The sequence below is a fragment of the Cohnella faecalis genome, assembly GCF_003570905.1.
Classification (GTDB): domain Bacteria; phylum Bacillota; class Bacilli; order Paenibacillales; family Paenibacillaceae; genus Cohnella; species Cohnella faecalis.
The window spans coordinates 1-26195 of sequence record NZ_QXJM01000023.1; the positions used below are offsets into that span (position 1 = coordinate 1).

General features: G+C 56.4%; 22 protein-coding genes, 5 pseudogenes and 1 riboswitch. Of the genes and pseudogenes, 24 read left to right on the forward strand and 3 right to left on the reverse strand.

All coding sequences use genetic code 11. From position 1 onward, the window contains the following. A pseudogene (locus D3H35_RS03605) lies at positions 1–1090 on the reverse strand (aminotransferase class I/II-fold pyridoxal phosphate-dependent enzyme); the annotation flags it as partial. A gap of 137 nt (positions 1091–1227) precedes the next feature. Continuing rightward, the gene (locus tag D3H35_RS03610) at positions 1228–1854 is read right to left on the reverse strand and encodes a pyridoxamine 5'-phosphate oxidase family protein (RefSeq protein ID WP_119148086.1); all 627 of its coding nucleotides are present in this window, start codon (positions 1852–1854) and stop codon (positions 1228–1230) included. A 120-nt stretch (positions 1855–1974) separates the two neighbouring features. Here D3H35_RS03610 and D3H35_RS03615 point away from each other — a divergent pair, with 120 nt between their 5' ends. The 19 genes and pseudogenes from D3H35_RS03615 (at position 1975) to D3H35_RS03690 (ending at position 19730) form a co-directional block, all read left to right on the forward strand. After that, positions 1975–2820 (forward strand): aminotransferase class I/II-fold pyridoxal phosphate-dependent enzyme, encoded by an 846-nt coding sequence (locus D3H35_RS03615; RefSeq protein ID WP_119147795.1) that lies wholly within the window; start codon positions 1975–1977, stop codon positions 2818–2820. Positions 2821–2922: 102 nt separating this feature from the next. Beyond that, positions 2923–3486 carry an aminotransferase-like domain-containing protein gene (locus D3H35_RS03620; RefSeq protein ID WP_147355734.1) on the forward strand — a complete coding sequence of 188 codons (564 nt, stop codon included), beginning with the start codon at positions 2923–2925 and terminating at the stop codon, positions 3484–3486. Positions 3487–3489: 3 nt separating this feature from the next. Beyond that, positions 3490–4276 (forward strand): annotated as a pseudogene (locus tag D3H35_RS03625) (helix-turn-helix domain-containing protein). 604 nt (positions 4277–4880) lie between these two features. Next, positions 4881–5172, forward strand: a pseudogene (locus D3H35_RS03630) (MarR family winged helix-turn-helix transcriptional regulator); the annotation flags it as partial. 606 nt (positions 5173–5778) lie between these two features. After that, positions 5779–7113 (forward strand): DEAD/DEAH box helicase, encoded by a 1335-nt coding sequence (locus tag D3H35_RS32015; protein ID WP_233567747.1) that lies wholly within the window; start codon positions 5779–5781, stop codon positions 7111–7113. Beyond that, a complete protein-coding gene (locus D3H35_RS32020; protein ID WP_233567748.1) occupies positions 7110–9182 on the forward strand; it encodes a DEAD/DEAH box helicase family protein in 2073 nt (690 codons plus the stop codon). The genes D3H35_RS32015 and D3H35_RS32020 overlap by 4 nt, the downstream gene beginning before the upstream one ends. Beyond that, a complete protein-coding gene (locus D3H35_RS32025; RefSeq protein WP_233567749.1) occupies positions 9158–9631 on the forward strand; it encodes a hypothetical protein in 474 nt (157 codons plus the stop codon). Before D3H35_RS32020 ends, D3H35_RS32025 begins: the two co-directional genes overlap by 25 nt. After that, on the forward strand, positions 9628–10212 hold the full coding sequence (locus tag D3H35_RS32030; RefSeq protein WP_233567750.1) for an Lhr family helicase: 585 nt from the start codon (positions 9628–9630) through the stop codon (positions 10210–10212). Before D3H35_RS32025 ends, D3H35_RS32030 begins: the two co-directional genes overlap by 4 nt. A 58-nt stretch (positions 10213–10270) precedes the next feature. Further along, a riboswitch (FMN riboswitch) is annotated at positions 10271–10454 on the forward strand. 278 nt (positions 10455–10732) lie between these two features. Continuing rightward, positions 10733–11860 carry a bifunctional diaminohydroxyphosphoribosylaminopyrimidine deaminase/5-amino-6-(5-phosphoribosylamino)uracil reductase RibD gene (ribD, locus tag D3H35_RS03640; protein WP_119147797.1) on the forward strand — a complete coding sequence of 376 codons (1128 nt, stop codon included), beginning with the start codon at positions 10733–10735 and terminating at the stop codon, positions 11858–11860. A gap of 26 nt (positions 11861–11886) precedes the next feature. Continuing rightward, complete coding sequence (locus D3H35_RS03645; protein ID WP_119147798.1) at positions 11887–12558, forward strand: riboflavin synthase; 672 nt, start codon at positions 11887–11889, stop codon at positions 12556–12558. 30 nt (positions 12559–12588) lie between these two features. Then, on the forward strand, positions 12589–13848 hold the full coding sequence (locus D3H35_RS03650; RefSeq protein WP_119147799.1) for a bifunctional 3,4-dihydroxy-2-butanone-4-phosphate synthase/GTP cyclohydrolase II: 1260 nt from the start codon (positions 12589–12591) through the stop codon (positions 13846–13848). 41 nt (positions 13849–13889) lie between these two features. Next, complete coding sequence (ribH, locus tag D3H35_RS03655; protein WP_119147800.1) at positions 13890–14360, forward strand: 6,7-dimethyl-8-ribityllumazine synthase; 471 nt, start codon at positions 13890–13892, stop codon at positions 14358–14360. 91 nt (positions 14361–14451) lie between these two features. Beyond that, a complete protein-coding gene (locus tag D3H35_RS03660; protein ID WP_119147801.1) occupies positions 14452–15246 on the forward strand; it encodes a segregation and condensation protein A in 795 nt (264 codons plus the stop codon). Further along, positions 15215–15832 carry an SMC-Scp complex subunit ScpB gene (scpB, locus tag D3H35_RS03665; RefSeq protein ID WP_119147802.1) on the forward strand — a complete coding sequence of 206 codons (618 nt, stop codon included), beginning with the start codon at positions 15215–15217 and terminating at the stop codon, positions 15830–15832. Before D3H35_RS03660 ends, scpB begins: the two co-directional genes overlap by 32 nt. A 68-nt stretch (positions 15833–15900) precedes the next feature. Next, positions 15901–16590: a DUF2953 domain-containing protein gene (locus D3H35_RS03670; protein ID WP_158593935.1), complete on the forward strand. Its 690-nt coding sequence runs from the start codon at positions 15901–15903 to the stop codon at positions 16588–16590. A gap of 108 nt (positions 16591–16698) precedes the next feature. Then, a complete protein-coding gene (gene ytfJ / locus D3H35_RS03675) occupies positions 16699–17199 on the forward strand; it encodes a GerW family sporulation protein (protein ID WP_119147804.1) in 501 nt (166 codons plus the stop codon). Between the two features lie 89 nt (positions 17200–17288). Next, complete coding sequence (locus D3H35_RS03680) at positions 17289–18476, forward strand: D-alanyl-D-alanine carboxypeptidase family protein (protein ID WP_119147805.1); 1188 nt, start codon at positions 17289–17291, stop codon at positions 18474–18476. 18 nt (positions 18477–18494) lie between these two features. Then, positions 18495–19190, forward strand: coding sequence for a nucleoside recognition domain-containing protein (locus D3H35_RS03685; RefSeq protein ID WP_119147806.1), 696 nt, complete (start codon positions 18495–18497; stop codon positions 19188–19190). Positions 19191–19196: 6 nt separating this feature from the next. Beyond that, positions 19197–19730 (forward strand): spore maturation protein, encoded by a 534-nt coding sequence (locus D3H35_RS03690; RefSeq protein WP_119147807.1) that lies wholly within the window; start codon positions 19197–19199, stop codon positions 19728–19730. A gap of 34 nt (positions 19731–19764) precedes the next feature. Here the strand turns inward: D3H35_RS03690 and D3H35_RS03695 are convergent, their stop codons facing one another. Beyond that, complete coding sequence (locus D3H35_RS03695; RefSeq protein ID WP_119147808.1) at positions 19765–20784, reverse strand: HoxN/HupN/NixA family nickel/cobalt transporter; 1020 nt, start codon at positions 20782–20784, stop codon at positions 19765–19767. Between the two features lie 274 nt (positions 20785–21058). Here D3H35_RS03695 and D3H35_RS03700 point away from each other — a divergent pair, with 274 nt between their 5' ends. The 5 genes and pseudogenes from D3H35_RS03700 to D3H35_RS03720 all read left to right on the forward strand — a co-directional run bounded on the left by D3H35_RS03700 (position 21059) and on the right by D3H35_RS03720 (position 26192). Then, entirely contained in the window at positions 21059–21811 is a 753-nt protein-coding gene (locus tag D3H35_RS03700; protein WP_119147809.1) for a pseudouridine synthase, read from the forward strand. Positions 21812–21935: 124 nt separating this feature from the next. Then, a complete protein-coding gene (locus tag D3H35_RS03705) occupies positions 21936–22466 on the forward strand; it encodes a redoxin domain-containing protein (RefSeq protein ID WP_119147810.1) in 531 nt (176 codons plus the stop codon). 279 nt (positions 22467–22745) lie between these two features. Next, a pseudogene (gene resB, locus D3H35_RS03710) lies at positions 22746–24193 on the forward strand (cytochrome c biogenesis protein ResB). Continuing rightward, positions 24190–25454: pseudogene (gene ccsA, locus D3H35_RS03715) on the forward strand (cytochrome c biogenesis protein CcsA). Before resB ends, ccsA begins: the two co-directional pseudogenes overlap by 4 nt. A 24-nt stretch (positions 25455–25478) precedes the next feature. Beyond that, positions 25479–26192 carry a response regulator transcription factor gene (locus tag D3H35_RS03720; protein WP_119147811.1) on the forward strand — a complete coding sequence of 238 codons (714 nt, stop codon included), beginning with the start codon at positions 25479–25481 and terminating at the stop codon, positions 26190–26192. The last annotated feature ends 3 nt before the right edge of the window (positions 26193–26195 follow it).

Genomic DNA, 26195 nt, shown 5'->3' on the forward strand with positions numbered 1-26195 from the left:
AACGGATAGTATGTCCATTCGTTGCCGTATTTGCCGCTGTCCAGAAGCTGCTTCACTTTGTTGGCGCGATTTTTCATAACGTGAACTTCTCTTCCTTCTGCTTCGCGAACTCCGGCGATTTCAACGCGGCGGAGGACGATACGTCTGCGAAGGATGAGGTCCGCTGGAGATGGTGGCGCGAATAATTCCGAGCGTTTTTTGCTCCAGTGCGGACAGAGACGCTTCGGACAAGCCGCCGTAAGTGATGAAGCCGACGCGGAAGCCCCATACGTATTCTTCCTTGGTCGCTCCGTCGACCTTGATCGGCAGAATGCGCTCGTGCAAGCCGCACAGCTGTCCGAACAGCGACTCCTGCAAAGAATCTTCGAAGAAAAGGCCGAAGTAAGCGTCGTCGGTAACGGCCACGACGTTGATGCCGGCGTCCGCCGCATCTTTGAGAGGCGCGATAGCGCGTCCTTCTTCCGCCCCCGGCGTGTAGCCGGTCGGGTTGTTCGGGAAGTTGAGCACGACGATCGCTTTGCCGCGCTCCTTCTGGGCGAGCAGAGCGTCCCGAAGTCCGGCCGCGTTGAACTTGTTGTCGCCGTCGTAGAGCGGAAATTCCACGATGCGGGCGCCGCGGCGAATGCCGAACGTCAGCTCGTAGTTTTCCGTTTTTGTCGGGAATAATAACGGCGTCGCCCGCTTCCGCGAACAGATCGGCCACGATGCTGAGGCCGTGCGTCAAAGCGTTCGTGACGATGGGCAGGCTGATCGCTTTGTCTGCGATCGTCGGATTTTCCAGCAGCATCTTGTCGCGCCATACGGTGCGAAGCTCCGGCTTGCCCGCCGGAGGAGCGTATTCGTAAATGTCCTTAGGTTCATACGCGGACAAAGTATCTTGAATGACGGACAGATGCATCGGTTGACCGTTCTCCAGAGCGATGCCGATGGTCGCGTTATACGTTTTGGCCTTCTGCTTCGCTTCGGCGGATTGGCTTAGAATCCCCAGTTTTGGCATATAAATCGCTTTTCCGAGCGTGGAAAGCATCTCGGCTGCACGGGGATTTTCCTTGGCGAGCGTCTCGTTCAACTGCTGGGCGAGGGGGTTCATACGTTCCATCCTTCCAAAATCGTTCATTCTCGCGTCCGATTGGGCTCACGAGTCATTAGGTGATATTATACACCAACCGAGAGGCGACCGTCATCGAAAATGGCTCGTTTTGAGAGGAATTTTGCAAATGGGAGCGATCAGGTGCTCCGATCGATTTCCGGCGCATGCTCCCGCACTCTGTTCGCGGTGTCCGCATCTCCCGGACGATCGCGATTCGCCAAGCCGTGCAGCACTTGCTCCCGCCGTTTGGCGCTAAGGTTTTGGCCGAATTTGAATTTGCCGGTCATTTTCGCCGCGTCCAGCCGCAGGACGGATACGCCGCGCAAGGAAGACGTATATTTGGGGTCTGCCGCGTCGATCGGGGCATGTCCGCCTTCCGGCTGCATGTTGGCCATCAGCGCGCCGAGAGCCGCCGCTTTCTCCGCCGCATCCTCGACCTGCTCGACGGTTCCGCGAATGCGAACCGAGCGGAAAAAGACGGTTGCCGGGCAAGCCAGATAAGGATCGGAAAAATGGGAGGGAATGAACGCGTGCGCCTCGTAAGCGACGAATTCCGCGCGGGGATCGGCGGCGAGTCCGTTCATTTTTTCCCCCTGCTTGCTTCCGTGAAAATAGACCGCGTCGTCCAAATAAACGTAATTGAGAGGCACCGCCCTCGGCCATCCGTCTTCTCCTCCGATGAACGTCAGCACCCCGTCATTTTTCTCTCTCAGAAAAGCTTCGCATTCCGCTTTCTCCGATACTTCGAACTCTTGTCTGCGCATGTTCGCGCCCATCCGTATTGGTATTGAAATCGAGTGTAATCCTTTCATTGACAGGCGAAAAGATCCAATTTACATTAAAATGACTGGTCCAATTAGACGGTTACATAAGGGGGAGGCGCTTTGCTTCCGATTGATTACTCGGGACAGCTGGCCCGATTCGGCATTAAGCATGTCGCTTTGTATGAAGCGATCCGCGAAGCTATCGCCGACGGAACGCTCGCTCCCGGCGAACGGCTGCCGTCGACCCGGACGTTCGCTGCCGAATACGGTTTGTCGCGTGGCAGCGTCAGCTTGGCTTACGATATGCTGGCTTCGGGAGGCTACTTGCGCGCGGGAATCGGACAAGGTACGTTCGTGGCGGGCAGCCCGGGCACGAAGCGCCCGGACAATAACCGTTGCGAAGACGGAGATAGAGCGGCGCCGGCCGCTCCGCGCTTGTCGTCGTGGGGGAAACGAATTGCGGCTATGTACGAGGAGGAACGACTGACCGAACGGGGTGCGAACGAGGCTGGGAGTGCCGACATTCGCGTGTCGTTCGTTCCCCAAGGCATCGGCTCGCGGTGGTTCCCTTGGGCGGAATGGCGAGCGGTAACGGCCGCGCGGTGGAAGAAGCTCGGCGCGAGCGGGGAGGACGGTTCCTCCGATCCGGCCGGGAGCATGGGGCTGCGCCGCTCCATCGCGGACCGGTTAAGGCGCGAACGGGGCATAACGTGCGATCCCGGTGATATCGTGCTAACTAGCGGCTCCATGCAGGCGATTGCCCTTGTGAGCCAAATTCTTCTCGAAGAAGGCACGAACGCTGTCGTAGAAAATCCGGGCTATTCGGGCATCCGGCGAGCCGTGAGAATGTCGGGAGCGCGGTGCGTGGAAGGGAACGTCGACGAATGCGGCATTGTTCCTGAGGATTGGGACGCGGACCTGTTGTTCGTCACCCGACGCGGCAGTTTCCGACGGGCGCCGTCCTAACCTACGATCGCAGACTTTCGCTGCTGTCCTGGGCGTCCCGGCGCGGCGCATGGATCGTGGAAGACGACTTTGACAGCGATTTTCGGTGGGGCGGCCGTCCCGTTGAGCCGCTCAAAGCTCTGGACACGGAAGAGAGAGTCGTCTATATCGGAACGTTCTCCCGTTCGATGCGCAGGGAGGTGCGGATCGGTTACGGTCGTGCCGTCGAAGCAGCTGCGGGAACCGATGCTCGCGGCCAAGAAGCTGTACGATCCTTATCCGGTTGGAGTTGCCGAGCAGGAGGCTTTGGCCGACTGGATGGCCGATGGAGGCTACGACCGTTACATGAAGAGGCTGAGGCGTTCGTACGGGCGGCTGGAAAGCATGCTCCGCCAACGGCTGGAAGCCGATCTTCCGGGACTGTTCCGAATCGCGCCTTCCGATGCGGGCCTTCATTTGTACGCGATTTGGCTCAGAGATTCGGAGAGTTACGGCGAGTTCAAGAGGGAATGCCGCTTAAGAGGTGTTGCATGGAAGGACGGAACGGGCTATGATGCCCATAGCGGAAGCTCTTCGACCGCAGGAGCTCCAGCGGCGCTGTTCGGCTTCTCTCATCTGGAAGAGAGAGAGATCGAGGAAGGAATCTCCGTCATGCGAGAAGCGGCGGAAACGATTCGGGAGGGATAACGGATGCTGGAAGCGTCGCCTTCGGCTTTCTTGCTGAAGCCCGCGTTTGCGAAAATCGTCTGCGAACCGGGATGGAAATGGCAAAAACGGGAAAAGCCGTTAGCTAACTACGACTTGTTTTACGTTTGGAGCGGAGAAGGAGAGGTCATTCTGAACGATGTGCCCTATGCAGTGGGCAAGGGCAGCTGCTTTTTGTTTTCGTCCGGGAGACCATACGAGCGCCACTCACAATCCTCAAAAGCCGCTAGTGCTTACTTACATTCATTTCGACATCGCGGAGCCGGTCTCCATGGTGCCGGAGCCATATCGGGCGCTCGGCGATACGTTCGATTTCGAGCAGCTGCTGGCGCGGTATGTCCGGCTGTTTCTCGTGCGCACCTTCGCGGCAGAGGAAGAGGCGAGGCTGATTCTGAAGCAGCTCGTCATTCACCTGCTTCGTCACGACCGAGAAGAGCCGGTGGAAAAAAAGGCGAGCAACCAATTGACCGAGAGCATCCACGAGATCGCCAACTATATTCAGCAGCATCCGGGAGTTCCGCACAGGGTGGACGATTTGGCTGCGCGCGCCGGGCTGTCGTCCAGGTATTTTTCGATCAAGTTCAAGGAGCTGATCGGAATGTCGGTGCAAACCTTCCTGATCCGCAGCCGTATCGACCGCGCACACCACCTGCTCATCCATGCGGGCATGAACGTGACGGAAGTGGCGGACGCGCTCGGCTACAGGGACATCTTTTTCTTCAGCCGCCAGTTCAAGCAATATACGGGAAAGAGTCCTTCGGAAATCCGTTAAGGGGGCGAAGGGATAGCCAGGCCCCCAGTTAAGTTAAGAAGGTTGCCAAGCAGCCGGCAAAAGGGTGATTCCTGTACGTAACAGGAGTCCTCTTTTTTTATTCTCATAAAGCTAGGGCTCTACCTCAAAATCAGTGCTTGGCGTGATTTGTACTATTTTTCACACAAGTTGCCCCCAAATCTGCTCCACTCGATGCATGTTGTACGAAAAATCACACAAAATCGTGGATGGCATCCAAAAAAGCGAAAAGTTGTACGATCTTTCATATAAAACACCTGTCATCGCCTGAAAAAAGACCGTTCCTTGTATGAAAAATCGTACAAAACGGCCTTCCACTCTTACGCGCTCCAGCCAACATCATCATGGGTCAAGCACTGATTCCGGTTTTGGGCCAAGCTAGGATTGCTTTTTTAATTCCGACTTGACATATGTGAATTATGGATTTAATATTAGCTCACAGTATTACAACGCTCATTAAATGAGCGTTAAAATAATTTCATATGCCGATTGGACCGCCAAAGGCCGCAACGCACTCCTGATAGGGGAGGAAGTTGGGGTCTTTTTTGTCGATTAAGGGGTCGGGCGCCAAGAAGGAAAGGAGCGTATGGTGGACAACGAGTGGTCACGACTTGAAGAGATCGACTGGCTTTTTCGCCGAATGGTCAGAAAGTTCGTTAAGGAACGCGACAAAATCGCGATTGAAGGGGTGGCGTTGCCGGCATGCTCGTGCTGAGCAAGATTGTGCGAGACGGAGAACAGAAGCTGGGCGATCTGGCGGAACAGCTTGATCTGACCTCGGGAGCGGATCACCCGCATTGTGCGATAAGCTGGAGGAAAAAGGGTTCGCGACGCGACGCCGAATGGCGGAGGATCGAAGAACGGTGCTGCTCGATATTAGGAAAAGGGCGCAGCTTGTTGGCATCCTGTCTGGGAAACACATGCTTCGCGGAAAAAGGGATCGGAGTAGAAATACGTGGTGATGAGTATGCCTTGCAAGCCTGAAAAGAGAATCGGACGGTAATTCATGTAGCGTCATGACGGCGAGGTTCATGTACACGAGAAAATAAGTGCCGGGAACGGGATCGGTGTCTCCGTTAATGAGCAGAAAGGTGACAACCGAGATAATGGTCGCACGACGTACATGACGTACCCGCTGCCGATTTCCTTGTACGCCATGATTGTCGCGATCGCGCAGGTGACGGCTCCGACGACGGCAACGTCATAATAATGTTGAAGCTTGCTCCGATCATCAGGTCGGACGCGATGCCGAGCGCGAGCATCGCCCACAAAATGCGGGCAAACAATTTGTTACGCTTGACGAGGACGGCGGTTGATTCGTTCATAGTTCGTCATTAGTCCACCTTTCGGCGTTAGGGATATTTTCTTTATCATATATGATTATCGGTAAGTTGACGATAAAAAAAGAGACCGTTTTACTCGGATTGGGGCAAAAGTCAAGTTGTGGTATGCTTTAGGCATCAAAACGAGAGGGAGCCGGTGCTTTGACGACGTTGAAGAGCCTGTCGTTTCATCCCGTTGTAAGCGAATGGTTCTCGGAATCGTTCGGAGAACCGACGGACGTTCAGCTTCAAGCCTGGAGTGCGGCCATGGACGGACGGCATACGCTCATTGCCGCACCGACGGGGTCGGGCAAGACGCTCGCCGCGCTTCTTCCGTGTCTGGACAAGCTTGTACGGGCGAAGCTGGAGAAGTCCGATGAAGCGGGAGCTGCCGCAGGATGGCATCCGGGCGTTCGAATTTTATATATTACGCCTCTTAGAGCTCTAAACAACGACATTCTCCACCATGTTGCCCGCTTTACCGAAGAGCTGGACGGCAGGGCGGCGAGAAGCGGCCGGCCTTGGCCGGGCGTTCGCTGCGCCGTGCGGACGGGCGACACGAGCTCCGCCGCTCGCGCTTCGATGCTGAAGCGGCCGCCGGACGTGCTCGTGACGACCCCCGAGTCGTTGTATATTTTGCTGACGTCGCAAAAAGGGAGCGCCATGCTCGGCACCGTCCGGCATGTAATCGTCGATGAAATTCACGACATGGCTGCGGATAAGCGCGGCTCCCATCTCACGCTGTCGCTCGAGAGGCTCGAATGGGTGTGCAGGCGGCCTGTTCAAAGAATCGGCGTGTCTGCGACGCAAAAGCCCTTGGAACGAGTCGCCCGATTTCTGGGAGGCTGGGAGCCTTCCGGCGAGCGGGGAGGCACGGAACACCCGCTCGGTTATTTTCCGCGTGCGGTAACCGTTGTCGAGAGCGCGATGGAAAAGGCGCTGAGCGTATCCGTAACGATGCCCGACCCGAGCAGAGTCGCATCGTCCCGCGAGCAAGTGTGGCTCCCGCTGCTTGACCGAATCGTGGAGCTTATGGAGGGATGCCGTTCCGTTCTGTTGTTCGTAGGCAGCCGCAGGCTTTGCGAGCGGCTTTGCTTGCGGCTGAACGATCATGTCGGCTACGAGATGTCCCGCACCCATCACGGCAGCATGTCCCGGGAAAGACGGCTGGAGGTCGAACGGCTGCTGAAAGCCGGAGAGCTGCGCTGCATTGTCGCCACCTCGTCGCTGGAGCTCGGCATCGATGTCGGACACGTCGATCTCGTCATTCAGATCGATTCCCCGATTTCGGCCGCTTCCGGCATTCAGCGAATCGGCCGCGCCGGTCACGCGGTCGGGGAAACGAGCCGAGGCGTTATTTTGTCGCGGCAAAAAGGAAACTTGCCGGAAATCGCCGTGCTAAGCCGGCAAATCGCCGCGCGGGATATCGAGGAAATACGCGTCCCTCGCCAGGCGATGGACGTGCTCTCCAGCAAATCGTGGCGATGGCGGCAATGAACGATTGGAGCCTTGCCGAGCTGTATGGTCTGATTGTGCGGAGCGACAGCTATTTCGACTTGCCTCGCGAAAGGCTGGAAGAGCTTCTGCAAGTGCTGTCCGGCTTTTATCCGTTTGCGCGCCCGCTGCTCGAATGGGATCGAGAGGATGGGACGGTCCGCAGGAAAGGCGGCGCTTCCGCGATGGCTGCGATCGTGGGCGCGGGTACGATTCCGCAAAGCGGCGGCTATCCGGTACATCATCTTGACAGCCGAGTCCACCTCGGAGAGCTCGACGAAGAGTTTATTCAGGAGAGCCGGGTTGGCGATGTGTTCCAGCTTGGGACGAGCTCATGGATAATTCGCGACATCCGAAAGGACCGCGTCTACGTCAGCGAAGCGGCGAACCGGTTCAGCGAGGTTCCTTTTTGGCGCAATGAATCGGGATCGCGTTCTTATGAATTGGGCGCAAGGATCGGCGCATTTTTACGGGAAATGACGGATCGGCTGGCGTCCGGCCATTCGGTGACGGAGGATAATACCCGCTCTGTCGAAGAGGAGATCATGAGCTTTCTTGCGGAACGGTACGGGATGGACGCCGACTCCGCGGATCTGCTCATCGGGACGATCCGTTCGCAGAGTCAAGCCAGCGAGCTGCCGACGGACCGTCGCATCGTAATCGAGACGTACAAGGACTTGACGAACCAGACGCACGTTATCGTGCTGAATCATTTTGGCCGCCGGGTCAATCGGGCTTGGCAGCTTGCGATCGAGCGCCAGTTCGAGCAGCTGCTGCCGTACCGGATGTATGGGAACGCCAAGGACGACGGCATCGAATTCGTGCTGCCGGAATGGGATGCGTCGTGGCTGCGGACGATCAGCCAGGTGACGCCTTCGAACGTGGAGAGTCTGCTGACGGAGGCGATCGCAGGTTCCCCGTTTCTCGCGGTCGCGTTCCGACGAATCGCCGAGACGGCGCTGCTCCTTTCTCGCAGCTTTACTCGAACTCCTCTCTGGCAGCAGCGCCTTCGAAGCGAAGAGCTGCTGCGCGACGCGATGCCGTACGCGGAACGGTTCCCCTATTTGCGGGAAGCGATGAAGGTATGTCTGTACGAATATTTGGACTGCGATCGTCTCAAGCGAGTGCTGGAAAACATTCGCGACGGCGAGATAGAGGTCGTCGTGCGGGAAACCGGACATCCTTCTCCGTTCGCATCCAAATTTTTGGCGGATTACGTGAATATGCGGATTTACGAGGGAGACGGCATCGACGAAACGCTCAAGCTTCAATTGATGAGCGTCAGCAAGGAGCTGGCACAGCAGCTTTTCGGGGCCGACTCCGCCCGGAGCGCCGTGCCGTCGACGATCGTCGACGAGGAAAGCCGCCGGCTCGCCGAGCCGGATAGGGCGCTTGAGCGCGCGGAAGATTTGGTGCCGCTGCTGAAAGGTCGTGGCGACATGACCGCAGCCGAAATAAGCAAGCTGGCGGGAGCCGGCGCTCTGGAATGGCTGGAGCTTATGCATGAACGAGGCCGCCTCACTCCTCTCGATATTGCGGGAGATGGCGAGCTTCGCTGGATTTGCGCCGATGAAAGAGAGCTTTACGAGCATTTTCCGAGTTCGGCGGACTCCGTATCGTTCATCGTCGGCCGCTACGCGGACAATCGTCTCTCTTTTACCGAACCTGAGCTGTGCGAACGTTATCCGGTCTTAACCTTGGCCGAGGCCACTCGGATAGCCAACGAGCTGATTTCGCAGGATCGGCTGCAAAGATCGCCTCACGCCGCCGACGATCAAGAGCGCATCTGGACGAGCTCGAAGGTAGCATCGCGGTTGATTCGGCTCTCCGTCGGACAAGCCCGGCGGCAGACCGAGCCGGTCGATCCGGTACGATGGTGCGGCCATATCGCTCTGTTGCAGCACGCGCTGCAAGGCAGCCAGCAGCAAGGCTATGACGGACTGCGCACGGTTATCGCTGCGCTGCAGGGGTTGTTCGCACCATTGTCCCAGTGGGAGACGATTCTGTTTCCTTCCGTTTATCCGCCTATCGCAAAGAGGATCTGGACTTGCTGTGCGGTTCCGGAGAAGTGATCTGGATCGGTCGCAAGGAAGATGGCGACAAGGAAGGGAAAGTCGCCTTTTTCCTGGCGGAGTCCAAGGAACTGCTCGCTCCGTTCATTCAAGCGATTCATAAGGCGGATACTCCGACCAAGCATCCGGGCTTGCTGCGCAAGCTGAAGGAAGAGGGAGCGAGCTTCCTCACCAAGCTTAGCAGGGAAGAAGGCAAGCCTCCTTCCGAGGTTCTGGCCGATTTGCTCGATCTCGTATGGGAAGGAAGAGCGTCCAACGATCAATTCGCGCCTCTTCGTCTCTCGTTGCATGCCAAAGGCGGCAAGAGCTCCTCGAAATTCGGGTCGGGCTTCGGAAGATGGTACTGGATCGGCGAGCTTGACGAGCCGTCGTTCCATCCGGATCCGGTGGAGGAAAGCAAGAGGACGTACTTGGCCGGTCGGCCGTTCAATGGGCGGGCCATCTTATGAAAAGCTTCGGCATGATCAATAAAGAGCTCGTCAAGCTGACTCCGTTCTCATGGGATGCGATATACCCCGTTCTCATCAGGCTGGAGGAGTGGGGGACATTAACCCGAGGCGCCTATTTGCGCGGAGAAGCGTCCCTTCAATTCTCGACGAAGGAATCGGCGGATTCGATGCGGCAGCCGCTGCCGGAACTTGGGCAGGTGGCGCTTACCGTCTTGAGCTCGGTCGATCCTGCGAATCCCTATGGATTGGCAGCCGACTGGCCTCATTCCGCACACAAGGAAAAGTATTCGAGAAAACCAGGCAACTATTTGGTTTTGTACGGCGGACGATGGCTTTACTGGATCGAAAATAACGGAAAAAGGATTTTTCGGGCAGCCGCCGACGATGCGGAGAATGCCGAAGACTCGGGAGCGGCATTATTGAAAAATGTGCTCTACGTCATGCTTCGCAGGCAAAAAAAGGCCAAAATCGTCATCGACGAATGGAACGGTTCTCCCGTGCTTGAGACCGATACAGGGAATCGGCTGCTAGAGCTTGGCGCCGAACGCGACATGAAATCGCTCGTTTTCTGGGCCCATTGATTCGACGGTCGGAATTGCAATTTTCCTCGTCGGGTGGTAAACTAACTTTCAATTAGCAGCTTACCTTCGGGGCGGGGTGTAATTCCCCACCGGCGGTGATCGGCGCGGCGCGGACGACAATCGTTCGCGTGCCGCCGTCAGTCCGTGACCCGTCTGTCTCCTTCGATCGAATCGCGGAGACGGCGGTGGACCCGGTGCAATTCCGGGACCGACAGTGACAGTCTGGATGGGAGAAGGAAGCGCAGCGCGGCCTTGCCGCGTCACGTACGCATCTTGGCGCATACCCTAGACGAGAAGTAGAACGCTTTGATTTGTTCTTTTTTTCACAACGTCGGATTGCGCCCAGGACTCGGCTGTTCGGTCGATTTACGACTAGACTCCGGTTCTGTTAGCGATGCCGTTCGTGCCGCGAATGTAGAGGCTTTTTTATCGCTGTGCCTACATGTCCCGTTAGCGTCTTGCGCTTGCGGGGACTTTTTGTTGTTTTCCGAAGAGTCGATAAGAAGGAAGGAGGCGAAGCATGGAACTGCTAAACGATGAGTATTACATGCGTCTCGCCTTGCAGTTGGCGAATGGGGCTTCCGGTCAAACCGGCGTCAACCCCGTCGTCGGGTGCGTCGTCGTCAAAGACGGCCGCATTCTAGGCATGGGGGCGCATCTGAAAAGAGGTGAGGCGCATGCCGAAGTCCATGCGCTTAATATGGCAGGCAAGGATGCCGAAGGCGCGACAGCCTATGTGACGCTTGAGCCGTGCAGCCATCACGGCAGGACGCCGCCTTGCTGCGACAGGCTTATCGCCGAGAAGGTGGCAAGAGTCGTCGTGGCGACGACGGACCCGAATCGTCTCGTGGCCGGTCAAGGAATCGAGCGTCTTCGGGCGAACGGCATCGAGGTGACCGTAGGGCTGCTGCAAGACGAAGCGCGGCTCCAGAACGAGAAGTTCAACCACCACATCGTGACGGGGCTGCCGTTCGTTACGCTCAAGACGGCGCTGACGCTGGACGGGCGGATTGCAACTCGGACCGGCCACAGCCGATGGATTACCGGTCCCGAGGCGAGAGAAGCGGTTCATACGCTGCGCCATCGCAATCAAGGAATTATGGTCGGGATTGGCACGGTGCTTGCCGACGATCCGGAGCTGACGACGAGACTGACGGTTCCGGGCGTTCATCCCGTTCGGATTGTCGTCGATTCATCGTTGCGCATTCCGCCAGGCGCCCGTGTTCTGAACGATGCGTCGCCGACGATTCTATTGACGACTGAGCGCGCGGATCCCGCGAAGGAACGCGCTTGCATTCAAAACCCGGGCGTCACCGTCATTCGCTGCGGCGACGGACCGTCCGTCGACTTGAAGCTGGCTGTCAGCGAGCTTGGGAAGAGAGAGATCGGCTCCATCCTTCTCGAAGGAGGAGGCGCTTTGAACGGCGCAATGCTTCAAGCCGGGCTCGTAAACAAGCTTATGCTGTTCTATGCCGCCAAAATCGTCGGAGGGGAAGGCTCTCCGTCCGCATTCGCATTCGAGGGTCCCGCCGAGATGTCTTCGGCGCTTGAGCTTGAGCGGATAGCGATTGAAAGATACGGCGACGACTGGTGCGTAACGGGTTATCCCAAGCCGTCTGCGAATAAAGCGACGGATGACGGGATATGAACTCGTTTCAAGGGAGCTGATCATGGATGTTTACCGGATTGATTGAAGAAATAGGGACGCTGCGCTCTGTGCAGAGACGGGGCGAAGCGATGATCGTTACCGTTGCCGCTTCGAAGGTGCTGGAGGGCGTGAAGCTGGGAGACAGCATTTCGGTCAACGGCGTGTGCCTTACCGTTGTCGGCTTTGACGGCTCGACGTTTTCGGCCGATGTGATGCCCGAGACGTTCCGCCATACGAATTTGCAGGAATTGAAGCCGGGCAGCCCTCTTAATTTGGAGCGGGCCATGATGGCTGGAGGAAGATTCGGCGGACATATCGTTCAGGGGCACGTCGACGGAACCGGCACGATCGTCTCGCGGAAGGCGGAGTCGAACGCGGTTTACTTCGAGGTCGAGCCGAACCGGGCCGAGCTGTTCCGCACGATCGTCCCGCAAGGCTCGGTTACGCTGGACGGCATTAGCCTGACCGTCGCTTCCGTCGAGAGCGAGAAGGGCACGTTCACCGTCTCCGTCATTCCGGTCACCCTTAAGGACACCGTCCTCCAGTTCAAGTCGGCGGGTGCTTCCGTCAATATCGAATGCGATATTTTGGGAAAGTACGTCGATCATTGGCTTACCTTAAGAGAATCGCCGCGGGCGGCGGCCCGCGCAGGCGGATTAACGGCGGCGGTATTGCGCGATAACGGCTTTATACTTTAACGGGTCCAGAAAGAACGGGGAGTGATAGAGATGAAAACCATCACATTCGATTCGATCGAAGATGCGATAAAAGATTTAATGTTAGGGAAGGCGGTCGTCGTCGTCGATGACGAAGATCGGGAAAATGAAGGCGATCTGATCGCCCTTGCGGAGAAAGCGACTCCCGAAGTGATCAACTTCATGATTACGGAAGCGAGAGGTCTCGTGTGCGTTCCGATTATGCCGGAACGCGCGGAAGAGCTTGACCTTCCGCCGATGGTCGGTCACAATACGGATTATCATGGCACGGCGTTCACCATCTCGGTCGACCACGTATCGACAACGACGGGGATATCCGCTCCCGAGAGAGCGGCTACCGTCAGAGCGCTGATCGATCCGAGCGTCAAAGCGGTCGATTTTCGCAGGCCGGGACATATTTTCCCGCTAATTGCGAAGAATGGCGGCGTTCTTCGGAGAGCGGGCCATACGGAAGCGGCCGTCGATCTGGCGCGCATGTGCGGCTCGGCTCCCGGAGCGGTCATTTGCGAAGTAATCAAGGAAGACGGAACGATGGCGCGTCTTCCCGATCTGGCGGAATTCAGCCGGAAGCACGATTTGAAGCTGATCACGATCGAAGCTCTCATTCGTTACCGGAACGAAACCGAAAATCTCGTTCATCGCGAAGTAGAAGTGCGGATGCCGACCGATTACGGCACGTTCAGCGCAATCGCTTATACGAACGACGTCGATTCGAAGGAACATATCGCGATGGTGAAAGGGACGATCGACGGCAGCAAGCCTGTTCTCGTGCGCGTCCATTCGGAGTGCATGACGGGAGACGTCTTCCATTCCCATCGCTGCGATTGCGGTCCCCAGCTTGAAGCCGCGCTGCGGCAGATCGACGAAGCCGGGGCGGGAGTTCTTCTCTATATGAGACAAGAAGGCCGAGGCATCGGCTTGATCAATAAGCTGCGGGCCTACCAGCTGCAGGAGCAGGGGTTGGATACGGTCGAGGCGAATAAGAAATTGGGCTTCCCGGCCGATTTGCGCGATTACGGCATCGGAGCCCAAATATTGAAAGATATCGGCGTTCGCGACATTCGTCTTCTGACGAACAACCCGCGTAAAATCAAGGGCTTGGAAGGCTACGGCCTGAACGTCGTGGAGCGGGTGCCGCTGCAAATGGAAGAGAACGAGGACAACACGGGCTACTTGCATACCAAAAAGAAAAAGCTCGGGCATTTGCTCTCTTTCGCGGATGACGGGCTGGACGAGTACGAGCAGGGCGAATATCCGGAATACAATATCTAAAATAGCGCACTAGCGAACGATAAATCGAGAGGATGATTGAAATGGCAGTTATTTACGAAGGACATTTGGTATCCAAAGGGTTAAAATACGGCATCGTCGTCGGGCGGTTCAACGAATTCATCTCTTCCCGCTTGCTGAGCGGAGCGCTTGACGCGCTGAAGCGGCACGGAGCGGAAGAGGATGAGGTTGAAGTCGCTTGGGTACCCGGCGCTTTCGAAATTCCTCTCATCGCCCAGAAGATGGCCGAGAGCGGCAAGTACGACGCCGTTATTACGCTTGGCGCCGTTATTCGCGGCTCGACGCCGCACTTTGACTTCGTCTGCAACGAGACGGCCAAAGGCGTAGCCGCTATCGGATTGAAGACGGGCGTTCCGACGATTTTCGGCGTGCTGACGACCGACAGCATCGAGCAAGCCGTCGAACGCGCCGGCACGAAAGCGGGCAACAAAGGCTGGGAAGCGGCGGCATCGGCCATCGAGATGGCCAACCTGTCCCGCCAGTTGAAAGGCTGATTCCGGATAACGGATTTCGGCAACGGACGCGTTCCGCGCCGCTGACGGCAATCGATCAAGCGCATTAGCCAAGGAAAGGTGAGACGTCGGCGTGAAGGTTCTGTATAAGCTGGAGACGTTCGAGGGTCCCCTCGATTTGTTGCTTCATTTGATCGACAAAGCGGAAATCGACATTCAAGACATCTCGATCAACGAGATTACGGATCAATATATGGCTTACCTCGGCGCCATGCAGGAGCTGGAGCTCGATATTACGAGCGAGTTTCTCGTCATGGCGGCGACGCTGCTCTCGATGAAGAGCCGCCAGCTTCTTCCGAAGCCTCCGGCGACGGACGAGCCTTGGCTGACGATGGACGACGATGACGGTCTCGATCCGCGCGAGGAGCTGATCCGCAAGCTGATCGAATACCGCAAAATCAAATCGGTAGCGACGCAGCTTCGCGATCACGAATGGGAGCGCAGCCAGGTGTTTACGCGAGAGCCTGTCGATTTGTCCCCGTTCGCCGTGCGCAAGCCGACGAACCCGGTCGAGGGGTTGCATGTCGACGATCTCGTGCGCGCTTTCCAGAAGGCGCTGCGGCGGGCCGCCGGACGGAATCGGATATCGACGATTCGCAGAGATGAAATTTCCGTCAAGGACCGGATACGCGACGTCGTCGAGACGTTGAAGCTTCGGGCGAAGGACGGCAAAATGCTGTTTTCTCAGCTATTGGGCGACGAAACGGACCGGCAGGAAATTGTCGTAACGTTTCTCGCCTTGCTGGAGCTCATGAAGCGCCGCTGGGTGACCTGCAATCAGAACACGATTCGCGACGAAATCGTCGTGTCGTGGACGGGGAGAGAGGAGGACGAAAATGGATTACTCGACGCTGAAATCAGTTATTGAAGGCTTGCTGTTCGTATCCGGCGACGAGGGGCTGAGCTCCAAGGGGATCGCCGAAGTCGTGGAGATGAATCCGGAAGTCGTGCGGGATGTCATTATCGATCTCCAGCAAGATTTTGTACGCGACAATCGAGGGGTTCGGGTTTCGGAAGTGGCGGGCGGCTTCCGGTTGACGACAGTAGTCGAGCACGCGCCCTATTTCGAGAAGCTCGCGTATTCGCCCTCCCGTTCGTCCTTGTCGCAGGCGGCGCTTGAGACGCTGTCCATCGTGGCGTATCGGCAGCCGATCACTCGCGTCGAAATCGAAGAAATTCGCGGCGTGAAGTGCGAGAGACCGCTGCACTCGCTCGTCAACAAGGATCTGATCGAAGAGGTCGGCCGCGCGGATGCGCTGGGCCGTCCGATCTTATACGGGACGACGAAATCGTTCCTCGACTATTTCGGACTGGCCGGGCTGAACCAGCTTCCCGATCCGGTCATTCCGGAAGGCGATGACGAGCTTGAGGAGCGAACGAAGCTGCTGTTCGAACGAATCGAAGGGCGTCAGCTTTCCATGGAGGACATGGAGCGCGAATTGGAAACGAATTGAATCGATGGCACGAGCATGAACGTGTTCCAGAAGGTCATACTACTTCCGTGATGAAAGGCGGGAGGAGTATGGCCTTTTGGTTGTGGACGGCAATTGCCGCCGTCTTGCTGGCGTTCTCGCTGGCGGCGATGTCCCGAATACGGGTACGCGTCCGATACTCGCGGAGCGGAGAGCTCGATCAATTGATCGTCATCGTTCGGGCGTTGTACGGACTCGTACATTACCGGTTGAACGTTCCGGCCATACTGCTGTCCGGCTGGAGCGTCGTTTATCCCCAAAGCTCGACAAGCGCGAATCCGGTTCGAAAATCAAATAAAAAAGCTAAGCGAAGAGTCCGGTTCCAGACTCTTCGCCGATATTGGGCGGCGTATCGCATTATTATGCTGTCGACCCGGCAGTTCAGGCGCTGGCTGAGACATACGCTCAAAAAAGTGGAATGCACGAGGTGGCGCTTCGATATTCGGGTCGGAACCGGCGATGCCGCATTAACGGCAGCGACGGCAGGCTTATGCTGGACTGTCCTGGGTTGCGCGACAGCCGTGACCGGCCACTACTTGTCTTTGCGCACCAAGCCGAACGGGAGCGTCGTGCCGAACTTTTCCCGTTCGGAATTTTCGGTCGTGTGGGAAGCGGATTTTCGGATAAAAGCCGGAACGGCGCTGGCTGCAGGCATTTCGCTGCTGTTCAGGACAGCGAAGCTTCGCAAATCGATGAAAGCATGGCAGAGCTGGCTCTCCGGTCCGGAACGGATTTCATGATTCGGCTGCGGCAGACGACTGGACAATGATGGCGGTCGCCAACGTTATAAATGGCCGCATATCGGTGCATTCTAACCAGTGAGTTCAAGTCAGGAGGAGGATCCATCTATGTCCGAGCATCCGATCAAAGGGTTAATGCAAACCGCAATGGAAAACATCAAGGACATGGTCGACGTTAATACGATCGTCGGCGAACCGGTGCAAACGCCGGACGGAAGCGTCATTATGCCGATATCCAAGGTAGGCTTCGGATTCGCGGCGGGCGGCAGCGAGTTTCAGCCGATGGACGAGAACGGCGGAGGCAGCGCTCAGCACCAGAGCAAAAGCGGGGATGGCAACGACTCGCACCACGCGTCCGTGCAGCTTCCTTTTGGAGGAGGCAGCGGGGGCGGCGTCTCGATTACGCCTATTGCGTTCCTCGTCGTCGGCACACAAGGGGTGAAGGTCGTGCCTCTGGACAACCAGACCCACATTCTGGAGAAGCTGATCGATGCGGCTCCGCATTGGGTCGATAAAATGAAGGGGATTTTCCAGCGCGGAGCCGAAGCGGATTCCTCGGAATCGACTCTCCCGGCTGCGACGCATTCCTCGGACAACAACGTGATGTAGCGCTCGATTCCGGCCTTCGAGGCCGGTTTTTTCATACATGGGGACATGCTCACATAAAGTAATAGAAGAAGCCGGGTAGGAGGTCAATCATGAGAACCGTTCGTATTAGCCGGGTCATTGCGGCGGCGCTTTCGGCGTTCGTTCTGACCGGCACGATTTTGTCCACGGCGGCGCATGCCGAACCGGCCAACGCGCCGCAAGCCCCGGAAAATCACGCCAGAGGAGCGGCGCTCGTGGACGTCGAATCCGGCCGGGTGCTCTACAGCAAACGGGGAGACAGCCGAATGCTCATTGCCAGCTTGACGAAAATTATGACGGCCATCGTCGCGATCGAACACGGAAAGCTGGCCGACAAAGTGACGGTCAGCACCCGGGCGGCGGGCAAGGAAGGGTCGTCGATTTATTTGAAGGCCGGCGAAAAGATGACGCTGCAAAATATGCTGTACGGTCTAATGCTTAGATCGGGCAACGATGCCGCCGTAGCCGTCGCAGAGCATGTAGGCGGGTCGTTGGACGGCTTCGTCTATATGATGAATAAAAAAGCGGAGGAGCTCGGATTGTCCAACAGCCATTTTGCCAATCCGTCGGGCCTCGATCAAGAGGGGCATTTTTCGTCTGCCGTCGATTTGGCCAAGCTGACCGCTTATGCGCTTCATAACCCGGTATTCAGGGAAATCGTAAAAACTCGCGTGAAATCGGCTCCGAATCCGCACGAGGATTGGGACTACAAATGGGTCAACAAAAATAAGATGCTAACCATGTACGAAGGAGCGGACGGCGTCAAAACCGGCTATACGAAGCAATCGCTGCGGACGCTTGTCAGCTCGGCAACCCGCAACGGGCAGCAGCTCGTCGCGGTAACTCTGAATGACGGGGACGATTGGGCCGACCACCGAAGATTGCTCGATTACGGATTTCTGTATTATCCGCTTGCGCAGGTCGTTGCCAAAGGCCAGCCGGTCAACGATCATCCTTATGCTGTCGACGGTGATTTTCGTTATCCGTTCGCCAAAGGGGAAAGGGAAAGGCTGCGAATAAAGCTTGTTCCTTTCGATAGAGCTTCGGCCGACTATTTGCTCGGAAAGAAAGGGCGGCTTCGGCTTATGCTGGACGGACGAGAAATCGGCAGCGTCGATTTGACCGGCAGGGCATTGGCCGACGAGGAAACGGGGGAAACGCCGACGGACGCTGTTGTCCATTCGGCTTCGGCAGGTCGGAGAACGTTCTATAGCGCGCTGCAGGAATGTGCCGGGTGGTTGTTTTTTGGCCGTACTTGAACGGTAGGGGGGCTTGGGATGGTCAATTGGATTTGGCTCGGAATGATCGTCGTCAGCGTCGTATTTGCCGCCGTTACCGGGCGAATGAACGAAGTGGCGGAAGCAGCGTTCGGGGGTGCGCAAACCGGGGTGACGGTGTGCCTCGGACTTGTGAGCATTCTCGTATTTTGGATGGGGCTTATGCGCATCGCGGAGGATGCCGGACTCGTCCGCAAGCTTTCCGCATTGCTCGCGCCGATCGTGCGTCGGTTGTTTCCCGACGTTCCGAAGGATCATCCCGCCATGGGCTACATCTTGTCGAATATGAGCGCGAATTTGCTCGGGCTGGGCAACGCGGCTACACCGATGGGCATTCGGGCGATGCAGGAGTTGCAGAAGCTGAATTCGCAGCCGCATATCGCGACTCCGGCTATGTGCACTCTGCTGGCGCTTAACACGGCAAGCATTACCATTGTTCCAACGACTATCATTGCAATCCGGATGAACATGGGCTCTGCGCATCCGGCAGATATCGTCGCGCCTACGCTTCTGGCGACGGCCATATCGACGGCGGCGGCGCTGCTCGCGGACCGCTGGTATCGCAGGAAGAGCGGGGCTCCGCCCATTGCGCGGAACAAAGCCGGCAGCAAGAGGCGGCCGCCGAAAGGTCCGCTGTCCGGCGCATCTCTTTCACCATCCGGCGTTCCGCCCGCCGACAAGGCGATCGGGGGGTGATGCGATATGGTTTCCTTCATTCAAACCTTGTCGGCGTGGACGATTCCGATGCTCATCGCCTTCATTCCTCTATATGCCGCTTTCCGCAAAGTGCCCGTCTACGAGACGTTCATCGACGGAGCCAAAGACGGCTTCCAGACGGCCGTCGGCATTATTCCTCCGCTCGTCGGCATGATGACGGCGATCGGCATGTTCCGCGCTTCGGGCGCTATGGATGCGCTGCTTGGCTGGGTGCGGCCGCTGACGGAGAGCATAGGGATTCCGAGCGACGTCCTGCCGCTTGCGCTGCTTCGTCCGATTTCGGGCGCCGGGTCTTTGGCGTTCGTGACGGACTTGATCAAAGAACAAGGCCCTGACTCGTTCGTGGCGAAAGTCGCCTCGACGATTCAGGGCAGCACGGATACGACCTTATACGTTCTTACCGTTTATTTCGGCGCGGTCGGCATTCGGAACGCCCGGTATGCGCTGAAGGTTGGGTTGTTCTCGGATGTTGTCGGCTTTTTCGCCGCCGTAGCCGTCTGCTGGCTGCTGTTCGGGTAATTGTGGAATGCGGCCCAAGCTCGACGCCGACTCGTTAAGCGCCGTAGCGCTGCTCCACCTTCATCACCTTCCATACCGTCAACGAGACAATCCACGAGAGTAAAAACAGACCCGCAAGCACATAACCCAAATATTCGAAGTCGAGTTGACCGAACCAAACGAAGACGGGAGAGGTAAGCTCGAATTTTTCGGACGCGATCTGGACGAGCTCGACTACGCCGATAACAAGCGCCGCAATAATAGATATGGTTGTGACGGTCGTATTGTAGTAAAGCTTGCGGAGCGGCGTGTTGAACGCCCATCGGTACGCTCCCGTCATGAACATGCCGTCGGCTGTGTCCAGCAAGCTCATACCGGCTGCGAACAGAATCGGCAGCGACAGAATGCCGAAGAAGGATACGGAGCCTTGCGCCGCGACGGCCGAGATGGCCAGGAGGCCGATTTCGGTGGCGGTGTCGAAGCCGAGTCCGAACAGGAAGCCGAGCGGATAGACGTGCCAGCTGCGATTGACAAAGCGAAATAGCGGACGCAGCAAGCGCGCGAACAAGCCTCTCGATTCCAGCAGACGCTCCAGCTCTTCGTTATCGTATTCGCCGTGGCGCATTTTGCGAAACAGCTTAACAAGGCTGATCAGAATAATCAAGTTCAGAATGCCGATCAGCACAAGGAAGGAACCCGACACCGTCATGCCGATGACGCCGCCGATTTCTTGCATTTGAGGCATCCGGTCCTGCAGCCAATGAATCGATAGAGCGATTGCCAGCACCATCAGAAAGACAACGCTGGAATGTCCCAACGAGAAGTAGAAGCCTACGCCATGCGGGCTTCTTTTTTGTTGGACGAGCTTGCGGACCGTGTTGTCGATAGCGGCGATATGATCGGCGTCGAAGGCGTGGCGGAGGCCGAGCGTATAAGCGAGCAGCCCCATGCTCCAAAAGGCGACGTTTTCCCGGGTGACGGAGTATAGACCGATGAAGCCGACAATGTGCAGAAGAATGACGACGATAAAATAGGATTGCCAGGATTTGCGGGACGCGAGCAATGCTTTGAGCATGGAATCAATCCTCCGAACGATGATGATGGGGAGAGGGAGGCGCGATTGCGCCTCCCTCCGTCTCGATGCTTCCCGGACAAGAGACGAATGGTGCGGCATAGGTGAAACCCACCATTTTTGTTAAGTAACCTCTCTCGACCGCTGTTGCTTTTAACCAAAATTGTAGCACATGTCACTCGTATGTAAAGATATATGTCATGTATTTTTCGACCGAACGACTTATCTTGTACAATGGCGGAAGAAAACGGTATGATGGAGGATGAGGTGAGCTTCCGTGGAAAGATTGCAAAAAATATTGGCTAACGCAGGCGTCGCATCCCGGCGCAAATGCGAGGAATTAATTGCGGCGGGCAAAGTGACGGTGAACGACAAAGTTGTGAGCGAGCTCGGCGCCAAAGCCGATCCGGCCTCCGATGTCATCGCCGTGAACGGCAAGCCGATCAAGCAGGAGAAAAAGCTTTACATACTGTTCAACAAGCCGAAGGGCGTCATTACGAGCGCGACCGACCCGAAAGGCCGGACGGTCGTGACCGACTTTATGAGGGAAGTCAAGGAACGCGTCTATCCGGTCGGACGTCTCGACTACGATACAGAAGGGCTTCTTCTATTGACGAACGACGGAGATTTGGCTCACATTCTGACCCATCCGAAGCACCATGTACCGAAGACTTACTTGGCGACGGTGGAAAGGGTTCCTCACGGCAGCAAGCTGGAGAAGCTCCAGAAGGGCGTGAAGCTGGACGACGGAATGACGGCTCCGGCGGAAGCTGAATATCACGATATCGATCCCGAAGGCAAATACGCCACGATCTCGATTACAATCCGCGAAGGACGGAACCGCCAAGTGCGCCGGATGTTCGAGGCGATTGGCCATCCCGTCACCCGTCTGAAGCGGGTATCGTTCGGCGGCATCGCTCTTGGAAGCTTGCAGCGAGGCAAGCACCGCAGCTTGACGGCGGAGGAGATTCAGAAGCTGAGAGATGCGGCCGACGGAGCTTCCCGCGAAGAAACCAACATATCGGAGTGAACGTCGCCGCAGTTTTGGGCGAGTGGACACATAATGTTCAAAACCGGAGGCTGGGGCGCACTGCCCTTGGCCCCGGTATTTTCGTTATAATGAAACTATCGTTTTTATGGTGGTGAAACAATAAATGAAGCGGCATCGCAAAAAGCTGCAGTATTTCATACTCATCGCAGTCATCGTCATTGGCGGATATGCGATTGGCAGCTCGCTTTTTTCGAAAGCGGATATTTTGAAAATCGGGGACAAGCCGCCGGAGTTCAAGCTTCTCGATCTTTCGGGACAAGTCCACTCGCTGGAGGAGTATAAAGGCAAGCCTCTCATCCTGAATTTTTGGGGAACGTTCTGCCCGCCGTGCCGCGACGAAATGCCGGCCCTTCAGGAAGTGTACGACAGCTGGAAAGACAAGGGCGTGCAATTGGTCGGCATCAACTTGAGCGAAAACCGGTTGAATGTCGATTCCTTCATTCAGATGGTCGGGACGAATTTCCCGATTTTGCTCGATAAGGATCGCATGACTGAGAAAGCTTACGGTCTGAAGCAATATCCGACGACATTTTTTATCGATGCCAAAGGAAAGATAAGGGATATTCGTATTGGCGGGCCTTTGGCTGCCGATGATATCGAAGCCGAGATCGCGAAGCTGCTCGAAGCGAAGTAATCGAAACGAAATAAAGAAGGGCAAGGAGGCTCGCGACAGTTGTTTCAGAATACAAAATGCGAATGCGGGCATCAGAATCATGCGGGAACGGTACTGTGCGAATCGTGCGGCAAGCCTCTCATGGAGGATGTCGAATCGGAAGCGCCGCTGGAAATGCGTTATGACGGCGTGGCGCGCAGGTCGCAGAAGGAAAATCCGGGCTTGGTCGACCGTGTATGGAATTTCTTCTCCTCGGTTAAGATCGCCGTCTACTTAATAGTTATAACGTTGATCGGAGCGATGCTCGGAACGGTGTATCCGCAAGCGTCCACCTTTCTCGGAATCCGGGACGATCCTGCGGAAATCGCCCAGTATTACAAGGATACATACGGTACCTCGGGCGTTATCTACCATGCTCTCGGGTTGTCGAGAACGTACGAATCGTGGTGGTTCATCGGTCTTCTCGTCATGATCGGAACATCTCTGATCATATGCAGCCTCGACCGCGTCCTCCCGTTGTACAAGGCGCTTTCCAAGCAGCAGGTTCGCAAGCACCACCAGTTCATCTCTCGCCAGCACGTCGTTTTTGCGGGAGATATGACAGCGGAGCCGCAGCAATGGACGGAAGACTTCGCGAAGCAGTTGAAACGGAAGCGCTATCGGGTATGGCAGGACGGAACCGCCCTGCTGGCGGAAAAAAACAGATTCAGCCGCTGGGGCCGTACATTAACCATATTGGTCTGATCGTGTTCTTGCTCGCGGTGCTGGCGCGCGGAATTCCCGGCTGGCACATGGACCAGTACGTATGGTTGTACGAGGGCGAGACAAAGCCGATCCCCCACTCGAATTACTACATCAAGAGCAACAAGTTCGTGGTGGATTACTACAAGGACGAAGAGCTGGGCCCGGCTATGAAAGGCAAGAAGGTCGTCAAGCTTTACGAGACGAAGGCAGAGCTGTACGAATGCACCGAAGGGTGCGGCGACGCCACGCAAACGCCGGTTCTGAAGAAGGTTCACGAGCACGACATTCGGGTCAACTCCCCGCTTTCCTATAAGGGCTTGAGCCTGTATCAGAACAATTACAGCGAGAACGTAAGGCTTCTTTCCGTCAAACCGCTTCTGACCGATTCGAAGACGGGGGAATCTTTCGGACCTTTCGAGCTGCCGACGTCCAATCCGCCTTCCACTTACGAAGCAGGGCCATACAAGCTTAAGCTGAACGGATATTATCCGGATTTCAAGCTGGACGAGCAAGGGCGTCCGATGACGAATTCCCGCGATCCGAACAATCCGGCGTTTATATTCGCGATCACGGGACCCGGATTGCCCGAGCTGGGGGAAACGTACATTTACTTTCCGATGCCGGCCGCGAACGACAAAGCTTTGCAGGATCAAATCAATCAAAGCTTCGCCAAGCAAGGCCTCAACTCGGGGCGCTTCGGCTTTAAAGTAGGCAAGATGGAGAACGTCTCCTTGTCCCAATATTCGACCTTTCTGAACATTCGGGTCGACCGCGCCATGCCTTACGTATGGACGGGAGCGGGCATTTCGATGATCGGTCTCATTATGGGCTTTTACTGGCAGCATCGCCGGATATGGCTGCGTATCGACGACGGCAGGCTGACGCTCGGAGCTCACACGAACAAGAATACGTACGGTCTTCGTTCGGACATTGCCCAGGCTCTTGGAAAAACGGGCATCGAGGTTTCGGCGAAACAGCTGGATAACAGGAGGAATACACGTTGAATCAATGGTTGGATTTCAGCAGCAACGCTTTTATTTTCGCTTTCGCGCTCTATTGCTTTGCCTTCATCGCATACGCTATCGCAGTTGCAGGCAAACGCTGGAGCAATCGCGATCCCGAGAAGCATAAGGCTCGGTGGGGTAAAATCGGATTCGGATTGACTTTGGCCGGTTGGTTAGGCCATCTGGCTTTTTTCGTAACGAGGTGGATCGGATCTGGTCATATCCCGACCAGCAACATGTACGAGTTTATGACATTCCTCGGCATGGCTATCGTGTTCGCTTTTATTATCGTTTTCCTGATTTACCGCAACCCGTTTCTCGGAGCGTTCACATTGCCGCTCGTTATTATTATTATCGCGTACGCATCGGTGTTTCCGTCCGAGGTTCAACCGCTAATTCCGGCGTTGAACTCGGTTTGGCTCAAAATCCACGTGACGATGGCCGCTACGGCGGAAGCGTTCTTTGCGGTCGGTTTCGCAGCGGCGTTGATCCAGCTCATTCGCGTCGTCGATTTCACTCGCACGGATAAGGTCGGCAAGCGTGCCCGCCGTTGGACGGAATTCGCGCTCGTCGTTATTATTGTTATCGTAGGCTTCCTCGTCGCCGTATTCGGCTTCCGCTCCGCGGGCTACTTGTCCGAATTCAAACAGACGACGGTAAGCGTCGATGATGCCGGCAAGGAGACGACGACGGTTAAGGAAGTCAAGTACGGGCTTCCGCCTATCTTTAAGCCTTACAACAGCGAAGCTGTCAAAGTACAGCCTTTCCTTGGAATGAAAGAGCCTTTGCTCGAGACTCCTTCCTGGATGAACGGAATCAACGCCGGAAGAAAGCTGAACACGGTCGCTTGGTCGATCATTACGGGTGTTCTGCTTTACGGATTGTTGAGGCTGATCGCCCGCAAACAGCTGGCGGCAGTTATCTCGCCCCATCTGGACGATATCGATCCGGAGGATCTCGACGAAATCAGCTATCGCGCCATCGCCATCGGCTTTCCTCTCTTTACGCTGGGGCGCTTATCTTCGCCATGATTTGGGCGCAAATCGCCTGGTCCAGATTTTGGGGCTGGGATCCGAAGGAAGTCTGGGCGCTCATCACTTGGCTTTACTACAGCGCGTACTTGCATCTGCGGCTGTCGCGCGGCTGGCAAGGCACCCGTTCCGCATGGCTGGCCGTTATCGGCTTCCTGGTCGTTATGTTTACGTTGGTAGGCGTTAATCTGGTCATCGCCGGTCTGCATTCCTATGCCGGCGTATCCTAAATACAGACGAAGGGGGATTACGGTATGAGTACGGGTAACCGCATTTTGGTCGTGGACGACGAGGAACGGATTCGCCGTTTGCTTCGGATGTATTTGGAAAAAGAAGGGTATGTCATCGAGGAAGCGGAGGAGGGAGAAACGGCTCTCAACATGGCATTGCAGGGAGATTACGATTTAATCGTGCTTGATCTTATGCTGCCCGGCATGGACGGCATGGAAGTGTGCTCCCGCATACGCCAGCAAAAGACGACTCCCGTGCTCATGCTGACCGCCAAGGGCGAAGAAGTGAACCGCGTTCAAGGCTTTGAGGTAGGAGCGGACGACTATGTCGTCAAGCCGTTCAGCCCAAGGGAAGTCATCTTCCGCATCAAGGCCATTTTGCGCCGTTCGTCGGCGACTGCCTTTTTGTCCAAGGAAACGCATTCGAGCAGCAATATCGTATTTCCTCATCTCATCATCGAGCACGATGCCCATCGAGTTACGGCAGGAGGCTTCGAGGTGAACCTTACTCCGAAGGAGTACGAGCTGCTTCATTATTTAGCCAGTTCTCCCGACAAGGTGTTTTCCCGCGAGGACTTGCTGAAGGATGTATGGAACTATGACTTTTTCGGCGATTTGCGCACGGTAGATACTCATGTCAAAAGGCTTCGGGAGAAGCTGAATCGGGTTTCCTCGGATGCTGCTTCGATGATTACGACGGTGTGGGGAGTCGGATACAAGCTTGAGGTGGCGAAGTAAGCG